Annotated in this window: 23 protein-coding genes and 1 tRNA gene; 22 read left to right on the top strand and 2 right to left on the bottom strand. The window is 65.1% G+C overall.

From position 1 onward, the window contains the following. Positions 1-15 precede the first annotated feature (15 nt). From AAIO73_RS02030 to AAIO73_RS01970, 13 genes are read left to right on the top strand one after another with little or no spacing between them, the layout of a single operon-like run. A complete protein-coding gene (locus AAIO73_RS02030; RefSeq protein WP_345875857.1) occupies positions 16-576 on the top strand; it encodes a hypothetical protein in 561 nt (186 codons plus the stop codon). 3 nt (positions 577-579) lie between these two features. Beyond that, on the top strand, positions 580-1353 hold the full coding sequence (locus AAIO73_RS02025; protein ID WP_345875855.1) for a hypothetical protein: 774 nt from the start codon (positions 580-582) through the stop codon (positions 1351-1353). Next, positions 1350-1871, top strand: coding sequence for a hypothetical protein (locus AAIO73_RS02020; protein WP_345875853.1), 522 nt, complete (start codon positions 1350-1352; stop codon positions 1869-1871). Before AAIO73_RS02025 ends, AAIO73_RS02020 begins: the two co-directional genes overlap by 4 nt. 25 nt (positions 1872-1896) lie before the next feature. Continuing rightward, complete coding sequence (locus AAIO73_RS02015; RefSeq protein ID WP_345875851.1) at positions 1897-2844, top strand: hypothetical protein; 948 nt, start codon at positions 1897-1899, stop codon at positions 2842-2844. Further along, positions 2841-3137, top strand: a complete 297-nt coding sequence (locus AAIO73_RS02010) for a hypothetical protein (protein ID WP_345875849.1) — start codon at positions 2841-2843, stop codon at positions 3135-3137. Before AAIO73_RS02015 ends, AAIO73_RS02010 begins: the two co-directional genes overlap by 4 nt. Continuing rightward, a complete protein-coding gene (locus AAIO73_RS02005) occupies positions 3134-3325 on the top strand; it encodes a hypothetical protein (RefSeq protein WP_345875847.1) in 192 nt (63 codons plus the stop codon). The genes AAIO73_RS02010 and AAIO73_RS02005 overlap by 4 nt, the downstream gene beginning before the upstream one ends. Next, positions 3318-3641: a hypothetical protein gene (locus tag AAIO73_RS02000; RefSeq protein ID WP_345875846.1), complete on the top strand. Its 324-nt coding sequence runs from the start codon at positions 3318-3320 to the stop codon at positions 3639-3641. The genes AAIO73_RS02005 and AAIO73_RS02000 overlap by 8 nt, the downstream gene beginning before the upstream one ends. Then, complete coding sequence (locus AAIO73_RS01995; RefSeq protein ID WP_345875843.1) at positions 3638-3901, top strand: hypothetical protein; 264 nt, start codon at positions 3638-3640, stop codon at positions 3899-3901. The genes AAIO73_RS02000 and AAIO73_RS01995 overlap by 4 nt, the downstream gene beginning before the upstream one ends. After that, positions 3894-4076 (top strand): TraR/DksA C4-type zinc finger protein, encoded by a 183-nt coding sequence (locus AAIO73_RS01990; RefSeq protein ID WP_345875842.1) that lies wholly within the window; start codon positions 3894-3896, stop codon positions 4074-4076. Before AAIO73_RS01995 ends, AAIO73_RS01990 begins: the two co-directional genes overlap by 8 nt. After that, complete coding sequence (locus AAIO73_RS01985; protein WP_345875841.1) at positions 4073-4255, top strand: hypothetical protein; 183 nt, start codon at positions 4073-4075, stop codon at positions 4253-4255. The genes AAIO73_RS01990 and AAIO73_RS01985 overlap by 4 nt, the downstream gene beginning before the upstream one ends. Then, entirely contained in the window at positions 4252-4632 is a 381-nt protein-coding gene (locus AAIO73_RS01980; RefSeq protein WP_345875840.1) for a hypothetical protein, read from the top strand. The genes AAIO73_RS01985 and AAIO73_RS01980 overlap by 4 nt, the downstream gene beginning before the upstream one ends. Further along, entirely contained in the window at positions 4629-4913 is a 285-nt protein-coding gene (locus AAIO73_RS01975; protein WP_345875838.1) for a helix-turn-helix transcriptional regulator, read from the top strand. The genes AAIO73_RS01980 and AAIO73_RS01975 overlap by 4 nt, the downstream gene beginning before the upstream one ends. 8 nt (positions 4914-4921) lie before the next feature. Further along, a complete protein-coding gene (locus tag AAIO73_RS01970; RefSeq protein ID WP_345875836.1) occupies positions 4922-5200 on the top strand; it encodes a hypothetical protein in 279 nt (92 codons plus the stop codon). On the opposite strand, the gene AAIO73_RS01965 is transcribed toward AAIO73_RS01970, so the two are convergent. Together AAIO73_RS01965 and AAIO73_RS01960 are read right to left on the bottom strand one after the other, a co-directional pair. Then, complete coding sequence (locus tag AAIO73_RS01965) at positions 5197-6528, bottom strand: tyrosine-type recombinase/integrase (protein ID WP_345875835.1); 1332 nt, start codon at positions 6526-6528, stop codon at positions 5197-5199. The genes AAIO73_RS01970 and AAIO73_RS01965 overlap by 4 nt on opposite strands. A 165-nt stretch (positions 6529-6693) precedes the next feature. Continuing rightward, positions 6694-6783, bottom strand: a tRNA-Ser gene (locus AAIO73_RS01960). 113 nt (positions 6784-6896) lie between these two features. Here AAIO73_RS01960 and AAIO73_RS01955 point away from each other — a divergent pair. The 9 genes from AAIO73_RS01955 to AAIO73_RS01915 are packed head-to-tail and all read left to right on the top strand — an operon-like array spanning position 6897 to position 15180. Beyond that, positions 6897-7919, top strand: a complete 1023-nt coding sequence (locus AAIO73_RS01955) for a lytic murein transglycosylase (protein WP_345875833.1) — start codon at positions 6897-6899, stop codon at positions 7917-7919. Continuing rightward, the gene (locus AAIO73_RS01950) at positions 7916-8692 is read left to right on the top strand and encodes an SPOR domain-containing protein (protein ID WP_345875831.1); all 777 of its coding nucleotides are present in this window, start codon (positions 7916-7918) and stop codon (positions 8690-8692) included. Before AAIO73_RS01955 ends, AAIO73_RS01950 begins: the two co-directional genes overlap by 4 nt. Positions 8693-8709: 17 nt before the next feature. Beyond that, positions 8710-9876: a D-alanyl-D-alanine carboxypeptidase family protein gene (locus tag AAIO73_RS01945; RefSeq protein WP_345875829.1), complete on the top strand. Its 1167-nt coding sequence runs from the start codon at positions 8710-8712 to the stop codon at positions 9874-9876. Next, positions 9873-10499: a dTMP kinase gene (tmk, locus tag AAIO73_RS01940; protein ID WP_345875827.1), complete on the top strand. Its 627-nt coding sequence runs from the start codon at positions 9873-9875 to the stop codon at positions 10497-10499. Before AAIO73_RS01945 ends, tmk begins: the two co-directional genes overlap by 4 nt. Beyond that, the gene (locus tag AAIO73_RS01935) at positions 10496-11482 is read left to right on the top strand and encodes a DNA polymerase III delta subunit-related protein (protein WP_345875826.1); all 987 of its coding nucleotides are present in this window, start codon (positions 10496-10498) and stop codon (positions 11480-11482) included. The genes tmk and AAIO73_RS01935 overlap by 4 nt, the downstream gene beginning before the upstream one ends. 11 nt (positions 11483-11493) lie before the next feature. Then, positions 11494-13041: a methionine--tRNA ligase gene (metG, locus tag AAIO73_RS01930; RefSeq protein WP_345875824.1), complete on the top strand. Its 1548-nt coding sequence runs from the start codon at positions 11494-11496 to the stop codon at positions 13039-13041. Further along, positions 13038-13817, top strand: a complete 780-nt coding sequence (locus tag AAIO73_RS01925) for a TatD family hydrolase (RefSeq protein ID WP_345875822.1) — start codon at positions 13038-13040, stop codon at positions 13815-13817. Before metG ends, AAIO73_RS01925 begins: the two co-directional genes overlap by 4 nt. Next, positions 13814-14578 (top strand): MBL fold metallo-hydrolase, encoded by a 765-nt coding sequence (locus tag AAIO73_RS01920; protein ID WP_345875820.1) that lies wholly within the window; start codon positions 13814-13816, stop codon positions 14576-14578. Before AAIO73_RS01925 ends, AAIO73_RS01920 begins: the two co-directional genes overlap by 4 nt. Beyond that, on the top strand, positions 14575-15180 hold the full coding sequence (locus AAIO73_RS01915) for a retropepsin-like aspartic protease family protein (RefSeq protein ID WP_345875818.1): 606 nt from the start codon (positions 14575-14577) through the stop codon (positions 15178-15180). The genes AAIO73_RS01920 and AAIO73_RS01915 overlap by 4 nt, the downstream gene beginning before the upstream one ends. The last annotated feature ends 74 nt before the right edge of the window (positions 15181-15254 follow it).

Raw genomic sequence — 15254 nt, 5'->3', positions numbered from 1 at the left:
GGGTGGCGTATCAACTTGGCGAAGGCTGACGGCGATCGGCTGAACGCAGCGTTAAAGGTGATGCCAGAAGGCGAGGGCCGGACCGCAGTCCACGACGCGGTCTGTGCCAACGACGATGAATATGCTGCGGCGATCGATGCGGCGCTCGGAATGCCGTCGCCGCACATGGGGGCGCTGCTGTGGAAGCTGCAGTACTTCCTTGAGATTGAGCCTGACGGATACACGGCATCGTGGCGCGCGGACGCTATCAAGCCGTTGTTCGACGACGTTGCCCGGTTCGCTTCAACCGAACGTTCGCCGACCCGTCTCGACAGCGAATGGGCGACCGCCCGCGCCACATATGTTGTTGCTCGCGAGGGTGAAGAAGCCGCGGGCGCGGTCAACGATGTGGCCGGCGAGGAGCGCTGGACGAAGCGCCGGTACGCAGCCGAAGACGCGCTGATGGCGATCCCGTCGCCGGACGCCAGCGCCTTCGCGTTCAAGTTCATGGTCGCCAAGGGAGGCGGGCGAGAAACCGACTGCTGGGACGCCATGCTTGAGCAGGAAGCCCTGCTCTTCGCCCAAGTGGAGGTTTGATCCATGGCACCCATCGCAAACGAACTTGTCGCCTTGCTTGCAGCGGCGCAGGCGGCTTCGGAAGCCGAAGCCCAGCATTATCGCGAGGTGCTCGAACCGCTCGAACTGGCGGCAGCGGGCGCAGCCAGCGACGGAGCGGCTGCCGATATTGACCCGGCCATCTACGAGCAGAACAACGCTCTTTGCGCCCAGAACTGCGAAACCGAAATTGCGGTCACGGACTTCCCCGTCACCAGTGCTGCGGACTTCAAAGCGAAGATCGCGTTCATGGCCGAACGCGAACTATTCCGCGGCATCGATCAGAGCGAAATGCTCCAAGCTGATGCCGATCGTTTGACGAGCTTGTCGGCGCCGACGTCGATCCAGACACTCGCGAAACTCCGCAGCGATATCTTGGACCGCCAAGAGGCGATTGATCTCGGTAAGAAGAACCTGACGCCCGACGGCGGCGACCGCACCAACGCGGAATGCGAAGACCGCCAGTGCAGCGACAACTTGGCCGATTTGCTGAACGTGATGCTGACGATGAACCCCGCCAGCCTCGCCGACATCCTGTCGCTTGCAGCGGCGATTGCCGAGATTTCGTCGCAGGCACTGGTGAGCGACGATCGCGACGTGAACGACGCAGGCCAGCGCATCCAGCACGCGGCAGAGGCGATGGTGGCGTTCCTCGGCCAGCAGGTCGAGACCCAGAACAAAACGGATGCATACGAAGTACGCCGCTGCACGCGCATCGTCGGCGTCAGGTTTCCAACCGCCAAGGAGGTCGCAGCATGACCGAAGCATTCGAAACCGCAACGGCGTTCCTGTCCATTGGCGGACGCCTCATGCTCAACACGGTTGGCGACTTGTCGACCGGCCTCGATGCCGCCGTCTTGTTCTCGCTCGACCTTCCGGACGAGGAAGCGGCGCGACGGATGACGATCGCCAAGGCGCTTGACGCCGAGATAGACCATGATCGCGAACCGTTCACGCATCTGGTCAACCGGCACGGTCGGGAAACCGATAACGGCTGGGTCGTGTGGGAGAACCTTCGCACCGGCTGGGATCGTGCCTACGGTGTCTATACCCGCGCCCGCGCCTATTCGGACGGTTTGCCCGATGGCGACCCAGCCGAGGACCGTGCCGTCGACAGCTATTGTGCCGCGATGGATCGCGTCATCGCTGCGCCCGCGCCCGATCTAGAAGCTCTGGCGGTGAAGATCGACTTCATGCGCGAGCGAGAATGCTACGCCGACGACTGGCTGGAAATTTTCGCCGCCGATGCCTGTCGGCTCCGTGCGGAGGGGCGCTGACATGGCTGAAGCCCTCAACTACACCGTGAAGGCGATCGAGGCGCTATCAGCGCTAGACGCGACCGCTGCGCCGTTGAGCCGGATCGGCATCCGTTACCTCGTCGAGAAAATGCGGCAGGCGCAAGTCTTTATCTTGCCTGACGCCGGGACGCTTCTCGACCGATCGAAGCCAGCGCCGGAAGTACCCGGCCTGACTTTCACCCCGACCTTTCCGGTTATGGCACTGGAATATGCCATGCCGCAGGACAAGTCCCGGCATACGCCGGGCTACACCGACGCACCCTCGTCGCGCCGGATCGCGCTGGCGTGGCGATGGACGAACGACCTGCCGACGGAATTGAGCCGCTGCGCGCCTCCGATCACGGGCGACGGTGTCGTCATCGCCTCGATTGCATATCTCGACGATCATAAAATGTGGATGCCGATGGCAACCGCTGCGCACCTGCCGTTCGATGACGAATGGATGGCGCCGACGATGACGCCGTTCAAGGCGGCGGCCTTGGCGGCCGGCCAGATGACGAAGGCGCAGGTCAACGCTCGTTCGCGCGCCTATGGCTATGTTCCCATTCTACCTGAAGCGCTCTTCGGCATCATCTCGACCGTCGGCGGTGCCGCGGCAACCGATCATCTGGCGGCGGATCTTATGGACGAGATCAACGCCTACATCGACCTGTGCTGCGCACTTTCGTGCAGGAACGTTGAATCGATCCGGCACCCCGCTGCGGAAAAGCTGAACCGTGCGCGTGCTCGGCAGGGCAAGATGCCGCTGAAGGACTTCCACGTTCTCAAGCTGGCCGGAACCGATGCAAGCGGCTCGTCGGCCGGGGGAGGGGGCGGGTCAGCCAGCCGCCGCGCGCACCTGCGGCGTGGTCATATCAGGCAGCTTCGCCATCTCGGTGAGGGCCGGCTGACGTGGGTCAATGCCACCATGGTCGGCGGCAAAGGCTTCATCGACAAGGCGTACCGGCTGTGAGCGCGGACGAACGCTGCGCCACCTGCGAATGGTGGCAGGCAGGCGCTCCTGCACGGGCATATGCTGAGACCTTACCGGGCAATCCAGAGATGTTCTTGGGCGTCTGCATCGTGAACCCGCCGATGATCGTCGGTAGCGATCCGCAGACCGCGACGCCGATGTTCCCGCGCACGCACCAGAACCGGCGCTGCGCGGCATGGGAGGAGCGGGAGGTCGGTGACCCGAATGACGGCGAACGGGCACCGACGGGCTTCGTCGTGAACCTCGCCGATCACAGGGGGAGGGCAGCATGACGTTCATCGAACGCCTGCGCGAGCGCTGGGGCGGCTGCCTTCGGCCAGAACTCCGCATCGATCGCGACAACACGACGGAGCGTTGGGATTTACGCGGCGAAGGCCGGGCATGGTGCATCTGCTTCGAGGGCTTCGGCCTGTCGTGGTCGCTGTTCATCGGTCCGACGCCGGACGTCCGCCATGACTGACCTGTTCGCTTACCCGCACCAGCCGGGCGCTCGCGATCGTGACACGTCGCGGGAAGCGGCGGAAACGGTCGCTGAGCAATCAATGATCCTTCGCGCTCGCGCGTTGGACGAGATCGAACGCAGCAACGGCCTGACCGCCGACGAAGTCGCCGGCCGGCTGGGAATGTCCATTCTCTCCATCCGCCCTCGCGTCACCGAACTCTCCCGGCTGGGCAAGGTCCGGGACAGCGGTGCCCGCCGCCGCAACGCCAGCGGTCGCCGCGCGATCGTCTGGGCCGCAATCAATCCCCGCCGTTTGAAAGGCAAAAAAGCATGACCGACAACAGCACCGCGCCTGCCGCAATCGACGGCGTCACGAAGTCATTCCGGGGCGGTTTTCTCCTGTACCGCAAGGCCGGCAACGGCGTCGTGAAACCGGGACACAAGAGCCAGGCGCGCAACCCGCGTTTCCGGCATCCGACCTTCGCCGCCGCCGAGGCTGAAGCGAACCGGCTGCTGCCCAACCACCCGGAAAGCACGTTCATCATCATGCAGGAGGTCGGTGCGGTGAAGGCCGGGATGCGCGGCGATGGCTGACGCGATCGATGACGCGAACGAGCTGGCCGAACAGCACCTCGCGCACAGCCTCGCGGCAGCGCGAGTGCCGGTCCCGGCTGGCGAACCCGGCGAATGCCAACAATGCGGCGAGGACAGCAAGCGGCTCATCGGCGGGCGATGCGCACCGTGTCGTGATGGAAGGAACCGGCGATGACGTTCGGCCGTGCCCTTGTCACCGCCTTGCTCGCTGGCGGGCTGGCTCACGCCCAGACTGGCGACGCCGCTTTGCAGATGGTCGCGGTGTGGTTCCTCGCTTGGCAGTTCACCAGCGACCCGCTGCCCGACGCGATCCGCAAGGGCCTCAACGACTTCGCGAAGGAGCATCGTCGATGACGCTGATACGGGAGAAGGCGTCTAGCCTGACTATCGGATATGGCGGCTGGACGAACCCCACGCCGACGTTCTTCAGGGTGTTTATGCCCTACGTCATTCAGCGTGTTCATACGCCCGGCCACAAACACGCCTTTCTGCCATTGAACAGGGATTACCTGCCGCTCGGTCTGCGACGAGATGGCAGCGTGACCTACGCCGATTACATGCCGACCCACGGCGTATTTTTCGCGCGTGATCCGGCGAAGTTCGCAGACGTGTTCTGGGAGCCGGAATCGGGCGACCAGCTATGGCTATACGACGACAGCCCGGCGAGCCGCGTCGACTATTTCGCGAGGCTGGAACGGCTCATGTCGCGACAGATGGATATGGTAAAATGACCAGCCGCACCGCTCGCCCCGCAACCGCCCCCCGGAAGCGGGCCACCGCCGCGCCACCACCCCCGGTAAAGCGCGAGGTCGACCACAGTCTCGCCGATCGGCTCTTGCCGCTTTCGGCCGTCATGGAACTGGCCGGCCTTAGAAAGACGATCATCTACAAGAAAATGAAGGCTGGCACGTTCCCGAAGTGCTGCAAGCCCGGTGGTGCGTCCAGCCGGTGGAGCGAGCGGGAGGTGATGGCATGGAAGGACGCGGTCATGGCCGCGCGCGGTGATGCATGACCCACTTCATGCCGACGCCAGCCGAGTACGAAGCCGTGCGGGTCGAGATATCGAACGGCATCCAGACACTGCCTGCCCGGCTGACCAATAAGCACGGGACGACGATCGACTTCACCGATTTCGGTCGGATGGTCTTCTGCGTCGAGATCATCGACACCAGCTGCGGCAGGGAGGTGTCGTATTATGGCGCTTCCTATGAAGATGCCATAATCGACGCCGAGGAATGCGCTCGCGAAAACGGCGTCGAGGTCCATGATCTTGTCGCGTCGAGCGGTGGCGGCGGCTAAGCCGCCTCCCGATCGGTATGCGCTGCCCAGCGGATCGGCTTGCCGAGGTGCTCTTCCGGGGCGACGAGATTCGCTGCGATGAGGTCGCCCCATGCCTGCGCCAGTTCGTGACGGCGAGGCATATACGCAGCTCGGTTATAAGCCCCCTCGACCTTGTCCTTCGGGATATGCGCGAGCATCAGGTCGATAACGGCTCGGTCGCCTTCTTGGCGGTCGGGCCGTTCGTTCATGATCGTTGAGAAGGCCGACCGGAAGCCGTGGGGGACGTGACGCTGATAGTAGCCGGCGCGGATGAGAAGGGCGCGCAACGTGTTCTCGCTGATCGGCCGATGCACATGCCGCTCGCTCGGGAACATTAACTGGTAGCCGCCGGTCAGCGGACGCAGCGCGTCGATCGCCGCCACGGCATAGGTCGACAGAGGAACGAGGTGATCGCCGCCGTCGTCGGCCTTGCGGTCCTGATCGCCCTTCATGCGCGCGGCCGGGATGCGCCATAGCGGGTTCGGCCCGTCCAAACCTTCGAGCTCGTCCCAACGGGCGTTCTGCACCTCGTTCGGCCGAACCGCGGTCAGCGCCAGCAGGCGTAGCGCCAGCTTGGTCGACGCGCGGCAGCGTTCCGCGTCACACTTCGCCAACATGGTACGGACCGCATCAACCTGGGCGTCATAGTCGCGCAGGCGATCGATCACCGACGGCTGCTTCTTCGCGCGCGGCTTCTTCCGCAACGCCTTGCCGAGGCTTGCGGCTGGGTCGGCGATAGCGAGACCACCAGCCGCGATGGCATAAACGAAGATGTCGGAGATGCGCTGCCGCAGGCGGTGCGCGGTCTCGACCGCGCCACGCTGCTCGACCACGTTCAAGAGGGCGAGGATCATCGGGCTGTCGATGGCGGACAGCGGGAGGGCGCCGATCGCGGGAAACACGTCGCGCTCGAGACTGCGCAGCACGTCGTCGGCGTGGACGGGCGACCAGATCGCCTTGCGCAGTTCGAACCATCGGCGCGCGACGATCTCGAACGTGTTGCTATGGTCGGCCGCGCGCGCCTCGATCGACACGCGCTTTTCGACTGCCGGGTCACGCCCGTCGCGCAGCAGCGCCTTGGCCGCGTCGCGCTTCTGCCGCGCTTCGACCAGCGTCACGCCGGGGTAGGGGCCGAAGGTCAACGTCTTCTGTGCCGGCTTGCCGGCCGCGTTCTTCCCGAACGTATAGTTCATTCGCCAGTGCTTGCCGCCAGCCGGGGTGACGTGAAGAAATAGCTGCGCCGAGTCGACCATCTTGTATGCGGTCTCGCGCGGCTTCGCGGCTTTGATCTTGGCGTCCGTCAGCATCCCATGCCTCCATACCATGTCCGCCGGTTTCCATACCATGCGGCGTACCATGCGGTTCGGTGGACGGATGAGAACAGCCGCGAACACCGTCCGCCACATCTGGGGGCAAGAACGGCGGTTTTGCAAGGGGCGGTGGACGGCTAGGGACGGCTGCGCATGGTATCTTGGCGGAAGAGGTGGGATTCGAACCCACGGAGAGCTTGCACCCTCGCCGGTTTTCAAGACCGGTTCCTTAAACCACTCGGACACTCTTCCTCGGCCGAATGCGCCTAATGCGGGTCGGCGTCGTTGTGCAAGCCTTTGTCGCAGGAGGGGGTTCATCCGCCATCCACGCTGTGCCAAAAGATCGGTCTAGCGGGAGGCTGTGTATGCGTATTGCGAAAGCGGGGTTGGCAGCGGTGCTTGCCCTGATGGCGGGAGGGTCGGCGGCGGCGCAGGATGCCGCCGGGTTCGACGCTTATATGCGCGAGGTCGCGCTGCGCGCCCGCGCACAGGGCGTGCGGCAGGAAACGATCGATTCCGTCGTGCCGACGCTCACCTATAATCCACGCGTCGTCGAGCTCGACCGGCAACAGCCCGGCGCGTCGACGACGACCACCGTATCGCGGTTCGCCCCGTACCGCATGCGCCACGTCGATGCCGCGCGGATCAATCGCGGCCGCTCCGCCTATCAGGCGCAGCGCGCGCGGCTGGCGGCGATCGAGCAGCAGACCGGCGTGCCGGAATCGGTGATGGTCGCGATCTGGGGCCACGAAACCAATTACGGCAGCTATACCGGCGATTTCGACCTGCCGCGTAGCCTCGCCACGCTCGCCTATGAAGGGCGCCGCCGCAGCCTCTTCGAACCCGAATTCATCGCCACGCTGAAGATGATCGATCGCGGCGTGCCGCGCGAACGGCTGAAGGGAAGCTGGGCCGGCGCATTCGGCTATCCGCAGTTCCTGCCGTCGATCTACCTCCGCCTCGCGCGCGATGGCGACGGCGACGGCGTCGCCAATATCTGGTCGAACCCGGCCGACACGCTGGCGTCGATCGCCAATTATTTCGTCGATGCCGGTTGGCGGGCCGGCCAGCCCTGGGGCTTTGCGGTGCAGGTTCCCGCCGGCTTCGACCGGTCGATCCTGACTCCGCGCACCCTGTCGCCGCGCTGCCCCCGGGTGTTCGAACGGCACAGCCAGTGGCGTACGCTCGCCGAATGGCAGGCGCTTGGCGTGGTGGCCAGCGACGGTCGCCGCCTCGACCCGACGATTCAGGCGACGCTGATCGAACCCGATGGTCCCGGTGCGACCGCCTATCTGCTGACGGGCAATTACCGGGTGATCCTCGACTATAACTGCTCCAATTATTACGCGTTGTCGGTTGGGCTGCTGGCGGACGCGGTCGCGCAATGAGCCTTGCGGCGCTGCTGCTGATGCTCGCCGGACAGGCCGTGCCGCCCGACGCACCGCCGGTGGTCCATGCGCAATTGCTCGACGAGGTCGGGGTGGCCGGGACCTTCGCAGCCCCGGCCATGAGCGTGCGGCACCGCAGCCTGGCGGACGGCAGCTATGCCGAAGTGACCAGGCTGGACGATGGCCGGACCATTGTGCTGCAGGTCGAACAGGATCCGTCGTTGCCGGCCGGCAACGTCGCCCTGCTGTCGAACGCCGCGACAAAGGCGCTGGGCGTCTTCGATCAGTCGGCGCCGACGATCCGCATTCGCCCCGCCGTGCCATCGCCTGCCGAACAGGCGGCGATCCGCGCCGGCACCGAAGTGTCGCGCCTCGCCGCGCCCCCGTCGTTGCTGGCGGCGCTACGGCGACGACTGCCGACGACGCAAACGCCCGCCATGCAGCCCGGTGCGCCGCCCCGCCCGGTTCCGTCCCGATCCACGCCGGAGCCAACCCCGGTCAGCACGCCCCCCAGATCAACGGCGCGCCCGACATCGCCCGTCGCCGCCGCCAAACCCGCCGCCACCGGCCAATGGTTTGTCCAGGTCGCCGCCCTGTCCGACGCCAACCGTGCCGCAACCCTCGCAAAATCCGTCGATGGCGTTGTACGTTCGGCGGGCAGGCTGTACCGGGTGCAGGCAGGCCCATTCACTACCCGTGCCGCCGCCGAAACCGCCCGTGCTGCCATCGCACGTCGCGGCTTCGCCGACGCCCGGATCATCGCCCAGGACTGAACGGAACCACGTGCCCCATGCGTAAGATCGCCCTTTCGAGCATCGCCGCCATCGCCATCGCCACCCCCGGCATCGCCGCCGCGCCGCCGTTCGACACGCCGGCCCCGGTCGCGTTCATGACCGACCTTTCGTCGGGCGCGACGCTTTATGCCAAGGACGCCGATCGCCGCATGCCGCCGGCATCGATGGCGAAGATGATGACAGCCTATGTCGCGTTCGACCTGATCAAGAAGGGCGATCTGAAGCTGAACGACATGGCGACCGTGTCGCCCGAAACATGGAAGAAGTGGCACGGCCCGCAGGCGGGATCGACCATGTTCCTGTCGGTGAATGAAAATGTCAGCGTCGAAAATCTGCTCTACGGCATCATCGTCCTATCGGGGAACGATGCCTGCGTCGTGCTCGCCGAAAAGATCGCCGGGTCGGAAGAAGCCTTCACCAATTTGATGAACCAGCGGGCCAAGGAGCTGGGCCTGACCAACAGCCATTTCGGCACGTCGAACGGCTGGCCCGACGAAGGGCGCACCTATGTGACCGCACGCGATCTGGCCAAGCTCGCCAGCGCGACGATCCAGAACCACCCGCAACTCTACAAGAAATTCTACTCGAAGACCGATTTCACCTGGGGCAAGACGCTGGGCGAGGGCGCTGCGATCACGCAGGCGAACCGTGATCCGCTGCTCGGCCGGGTGCGCGGCGCCGATGGCCTGAAGACCGGTCATACCGAAGAGGCCGGCTACGGCTTCACCGGCTCTGCCGAACAGGACGGCCGCCGTCTGGTGATGGTGCTGGCCGGCCTGACCAGCTCGAACCAGCGCATCGCCGAATCGGTCAAGTTCATGAACTGGGGCTTTGGCGCATGGCGCGCGCGCCCGATCGTCGCGGCGGGCAAGAAAGTCGAAACCGCCGAAGTGCAAATGGGCGATTCCTCGACCGTCGGCCTCGTCGCGCCCAAGGCGCTGACGGTCACGATGCCTGCCGGCACCAACAGCCCGATCACCGCCAAGGTCGTTTACAACGGCCCGATCAAGGCGCCGATCGCCAAGGGCCAGCATATCGCCGATCTGGTGATTTCGTCGCCCGACACCGGTGAACAGCGCATGCCGTTGGTCGCCGAAAAGGACGTGGCCGAGGCCGGCTTCTTCGGTCGCGTCTGGGCAAGCCTGACCTCGCTGTTCGCTTGAGCGCCGGGCGGTTCCTGACGCTGGAGGGCGGGGAAGGGGTCGGCAAATCGACCCAGGCCCGCGCGCTGGTTGCCGCGCTCGAAGCGCGCGGCATCCACGCCGTGCTGACCCGCGAACCCGGCGGCAGCGAAGGGGCGGAGGCGATCCGCGAACTGCTGATGCAGGGCGAGGTGCGGCGGTGGAGCGCGCATAGCGAGGCATTGCTGTTCGCCGCTGCCCGCGCCGATCATGTCGAAAAGCATATCAACCCGCTGGTCGCGGCGGGAAGCTGGGTGATCTGCGATCGCTTCATCGATAGCACCCGCGCCTATCAGGGGGCGCAGGGGATCGACGATGCCGCGATTCTCGCGCTCCACGCCTTCGGGTCGCGCGGGTTGTTGCCCGACCGGACGCTGCTGCTGACGCTGCCCGATGGGGAAGGGGATGCGCGTGCCCGCGCCCGCGACGGGGAAGCGGCCGACCGGTTCGCGGCGCGCGGCGATGAATTCCATCGCTCGGTCGCCGCGACCTTCGACCGGATCGCTGAAACGGAGGGTGACCGGGTCCGGCGCGTCGATGCGTCGGGCGAAGTATTGGCGGTCACGGCGCGCCTGATCGAAGCGATCGCCGACCTGCTGCCATGACTCCGATCGGCAATGATGCCGCGCGGCAGGCGTTCATCGCCGCTGTCGAGGGGGAATCACTGCACCATGCCTGGCTGCTGAGCGGCCCCGAAGGGGTAGGGAAGGGCAGCTTCGCCCGCGACATGGCGCTGCGCCTGCTCGCCACCGCACTCGACGGACGCAGCCGGATTCATGGGCAGATCGGCGACGACCACCGCGTCGCGTCGCTGATCGCCGCTGGCGCGCATCCCGACTATCGCGAACTGGTTCGCCTGCCCAAGGACCCGGACAAGCCCGATCAGGATATTGCCCGCAGCATCAAGATCGATCAGGTCCGCACCCTGCAACCGCTGTTCGCGACCAAGCCTGCGCTGTCGTCGCGGCGGGTGATCGTGATCGACGCGATCGACGACCTCGAACGTCCCGGTGCCAACGCGCTGCTGAAGAACCTCGAAGAGCCGCCGGTCGGCACGATCTTCCTGCTGGTCAGCCATTCGCCCGGGCGGCTGCTGCCGACGATCCGCTCGCGCTGCCGCCAGTTGCGCTTCGAACCGCTGACCGACGATCAGGTCGCGACGGTCGTTACCACGCAACTGCCCGACACTGAACCGGCCGAGGTCGCGGCGCTGGTTGCGGCCGCCGACGGCTCGCCCGGCCGCGCGCTTGCCTATGCTGGACTGTCGGTGGCGGCACTCGACCGCGACCTGTTGGAGATTGCCGAAACCGGCGACCCGGACAACCGCATTCGCTCGCGTCTCGCCAAGTCGCTGGCCGGCAAGACCGCGCAGCCGCGTTACGCCGTCTTCCTCGACCGCGCGCCCGCATTTATTGCCGCTACCGCCCGCGCGCGGACAGGACCGGCGCTGCGCGACGCGCTCGACACTTACGACAAGGCGCGCGCGCTGGCGTCGATGGCGCCGGCCCTGTCGCTGGTGGCGGAGACGACGGTGTTCGAAATGGCGGGCCTCGTTGCCCGACTGGCGCAGGGCCAACGTTTCGCCTAGAGCCTCGGACCATGTCCGATCCCTTCTACATCACCACCGCGATCCATTATCCGAACGGCCGGCCGCATATCGGCCATGCCTATGAAATGATCGCCGCCGACGCCATCGCCCGCTTCCAGCGACAGGCCGGGCGCGACGTATTCTTTCAGACCGGCACCGACGAACACGGGCTGAAAATGGTCAAGACCGCACGCGACCGCGGCGTTGAAGTGAGAGCGCTGGCCGATGAAATGTCGGGCTATTTTCACGACATGGCCGGCGAACTGAACATCTCGTACGACCGTTTCATCCGCACCGTCGAACCGCAGCATTATGCCGCGTCGCAGGCGATCTGGATCGCAATGCGCGATGCCGGCGACCTGTATCTCGACCGCTATGAAGGTTGGTATTCGGTCCGCGACGAAGCCTTTTACGAGGAAAAGGAACTGGTCGACGGCGAGGGCGGGGTGCGCCTGTCGCCGCAAGGGACGCCGGTCGAATGGACCGCCGAGGAAACGTGGTTCTTCCGCCTGTCCAAATATCAGGAGCCGTTGCTCGATTTCTACGCCGCCAATCCCGATTTCATCCAGCCCGAAAGCCGCCGCAACGAAGTACTGCGCTTCGTCGAGGGCGGATTGACCGACTTGTCGGTGTCGCGCACCAGCTTCGACTGGGGGGTGCCGGTGCCCGACAGCCCCGGCCACGTCATGTATGTCTGGGTTGACGCGCTCACCAACTATCTGACCGGCGCGGGCTATCCCGATACGCCGAACCATTATTGGCCGGCGGCGCTGCATTTGATCGGCAAGGACATTGTCCGCTTCCACGCGGTCTATTGGCCCGCCTTCCTGATGTCGGCGAAGTTGCCACTACCGAAAACCGTGTTCGGCCACGGCTTCCTGCTCAACCGCGGGGAGAAAATGTCCAAGTCGACCGGGAACGTGGTCGATCCGATGGCGCTCGCCAGCCTCTACGGCGTCGACCAGTTGCGCTACTTTCTGCTGCGCGATGTCAGCTTCGGTCAGGATGGCACCTTTTCCGACGAAGCGATCGTTACCCGCGCGAACAGCGACCTCGCCAACAGCTTCGGCAACCTCGCCCAGCGAACCCTTTCCTTTATCGCGAAAAATCTGGAAGGTGCGCTGCCCGAACCCGGCCGCGGCGACCCCGCCGACGCCGAACTCCTGTCCCAGATCGCCGACGCAACCAGTGCCTTCCGTGGCAACTTCGCCAACTTCCAGCTAAGTCAGGCACTTGAGGCATGGATGCGCGGCGTGTTCGCCTGCAACCAGTATATCGACGTGCAGGCACCCTGGTCGCTGCGCAAGACCGACCCGGAGCGCATGCACGCCGTCCTCGGCACATTGGTCCGCGCGATCCGCGACCTCGCGGTCACGATCGAGCCAGTCGTTCCAACCTCCGCCAACGCCTTGCTCAACCTGCTGAATCAGGCTGGGCAGGGGCATGATGCGCTCGGCGATCATGGCTGGTACGATGAAGCACGCAGCGCGGGCTTCCGCATCGCCCCGCCGACCCCCATCTTCCCCCGACTGACGATCGCGGAGACCGAACCGGCATGAAACTGGCCGACAGCCACTGCCACCTGAATTACAAGGGCGTAGCCGAAGTGCAGGGCGACGTTCTGGCCCGCGCACGCGACACCGGCGTCGTGGCTTTCTTGAACATCTCAACCCGCGAAAGCGAATGGGATGCAGTCGTAGCCACCGCCGAGCGCGAGCCGGATGTCTGGGCGACGGTGGGCATCCACCCGCACGAAGCCGACCAGCATCCCGACATCGATACCGCGCGGCTCGTCGCCCGCGCGGCCCATCCGCGCGTCGTCGGCATCGGCGAAAGCGGCCTTGATTATTATTACGACCACAGCGACCGCAAAGCGCAACAGGCCAGCTTTCGATCGCACCTTGCCGCCTGTCGTGAAACCGGCCTGCCGATCGTGGTACACACCCGCGATGCCGAAGAAGACACCGCCGCAATTCTGCGCGACGAACTTGGGAAGGGAGCTTTCCCCGGCGTTCTACACTGCTTCACCGGATCAGCCGAACTCGCGCAAATTGCGCTCAATCTTGGTTTCTATATTTCGATCTCGGGCATCGTGACCTTCAAGAGTGCGCAGGCGTTGCAGGCTGTTGCGAAGGATCTGCCGCAGGATCGGCTGTTGATCGAAACCGACGCGCCGTTCCTCGCCCCGGTTCCGCATCGCGGCAAGCAGGGCGAACCGGCCTTCGTCGCCGACACCTGCCGCTTCCTGGCGCAGTTGCGCGGCGAGGAACCCGAAACGCTGGCCGATGCGACCCGGACCAATTTTCACACGCTGTTCGCGAAAACTCGGGCGTGAAGATTCGAATCCTCGGCTCGGGCACGTCCTCCGGCGTGCCGCGGATCGGCAACGATTGGGGTGCCTGCGATCCGAACGATTCGCGCAACCGCCGTACCCGTGTATCGGCGCTGATCGAGCATGGCGGAACGCGCATCCTGATCGACACCGGTCCGGACATGCGCGAGCAACTGCTGGCGGCGAATGTCGCGTCCGTCGATGCGGTGCTCTGGACCCACGACCATGCCGATCACTGCCACGGCATCGATGATTTGCGGCAGCTGTTCCATAACCAACGCGCGACCGTCCGGGGTTTTGCGCGCGCCGATACCCTGACGAGCCTCAAGGCCCGGTTCGATTATGTCTTTGCCGGACGGCAGGGGTATCGCGCGACCGTGACGGCCGCTGTGCTGCCCGATCGAATGACGATCGGCCCGATCGCAATTGGCTGTACCGATCAGCCGCATGGGTCAATCGTTTCAGCTGGACTACGGTTCGACGCCGATGGCGCCGCGATAGGCTATGCGACCGATTTCAGCGCGGTAACGCCGGCGATGATCGAACTGTACCATGGGGTCGATATTCTGGTGGTCGACGCCCTGCGGGTCGCACCGCATCCGACGCATCCGTCGCTTGACGAGGCGTTGGCCTTCGCACGACAGTGCGATGCAAAGCGGACGGTCCTGATCCATATGGATCATTCGATGGATTACGTGACACTGTCGGGGAGCCTGCCGGTCGGGGTCGAGCCGGGCTATGACGGCCTCGAGCTGGTGCTGTGAGCGACGACCGCGGCATCTATGTCTTGCTCGGCCTGTTGGCCTTGACACTACCGCTGTCGTCTCTGCTCGTCCGGCGGCCGCCTGCACGCGCCGTGCTACGTGCCGTCATCGGCTGGGCCTGTATCGTGGCGATCCTGTATCTTGCCTTCAGCAACCGGTCGCGACTGTCGGAACTGGCGACCGGTCTCGGCAACCAGCTTGGCCTTACCGAACAGATGGTCGAAGGCGATACCGTCCGGATCAGGCAGGCGCAGGACGGGCATTTCTACGCAACCGCGCGCTTGAACGGCGTCGAGCGGCGCATGCTGATCGATAGCGGCGCGACGACGACCGCAATATCCGAAGCGACCGCGCGGGCCATTGGTGTCAAACCGCGACGCGTACCGCCGGTGATCATCACGACGGCGAACGGCATGGTGGAAGCAGCGCGTGGCCGGATCGAGACGGTCCGGATCGGTTCGTTGGAAACGCGCGATCTACCGGTGGTCGTCGCGCCCGCATTCGGGAACCTCGACGTCCTCGGGATGAACTTCCTGTCGCGCTTGGGGAGTTGGCGCGTGGAACGCGGTACCCTCATCCTCGAAGCTGGCGATTTTACATAATGTTTATTATCGGTTTTGTGACTGTTTGGTTTTGGAGGTAGGTTTGGAACCGTTCGATCCCGCTCCTGTGCAGC

The organism is Sphingomonas epibiotica (assembly GCF_039615155.1).
Lineage (GTDB): Bacteria > Pseudomonadota > Alphaproteobacteria > Sphingomonadales > Sphingomonadaceae > Sphingomonas.
This window is presented reverse-complemented; position numbering and strand designations above follow the sequence as displayed.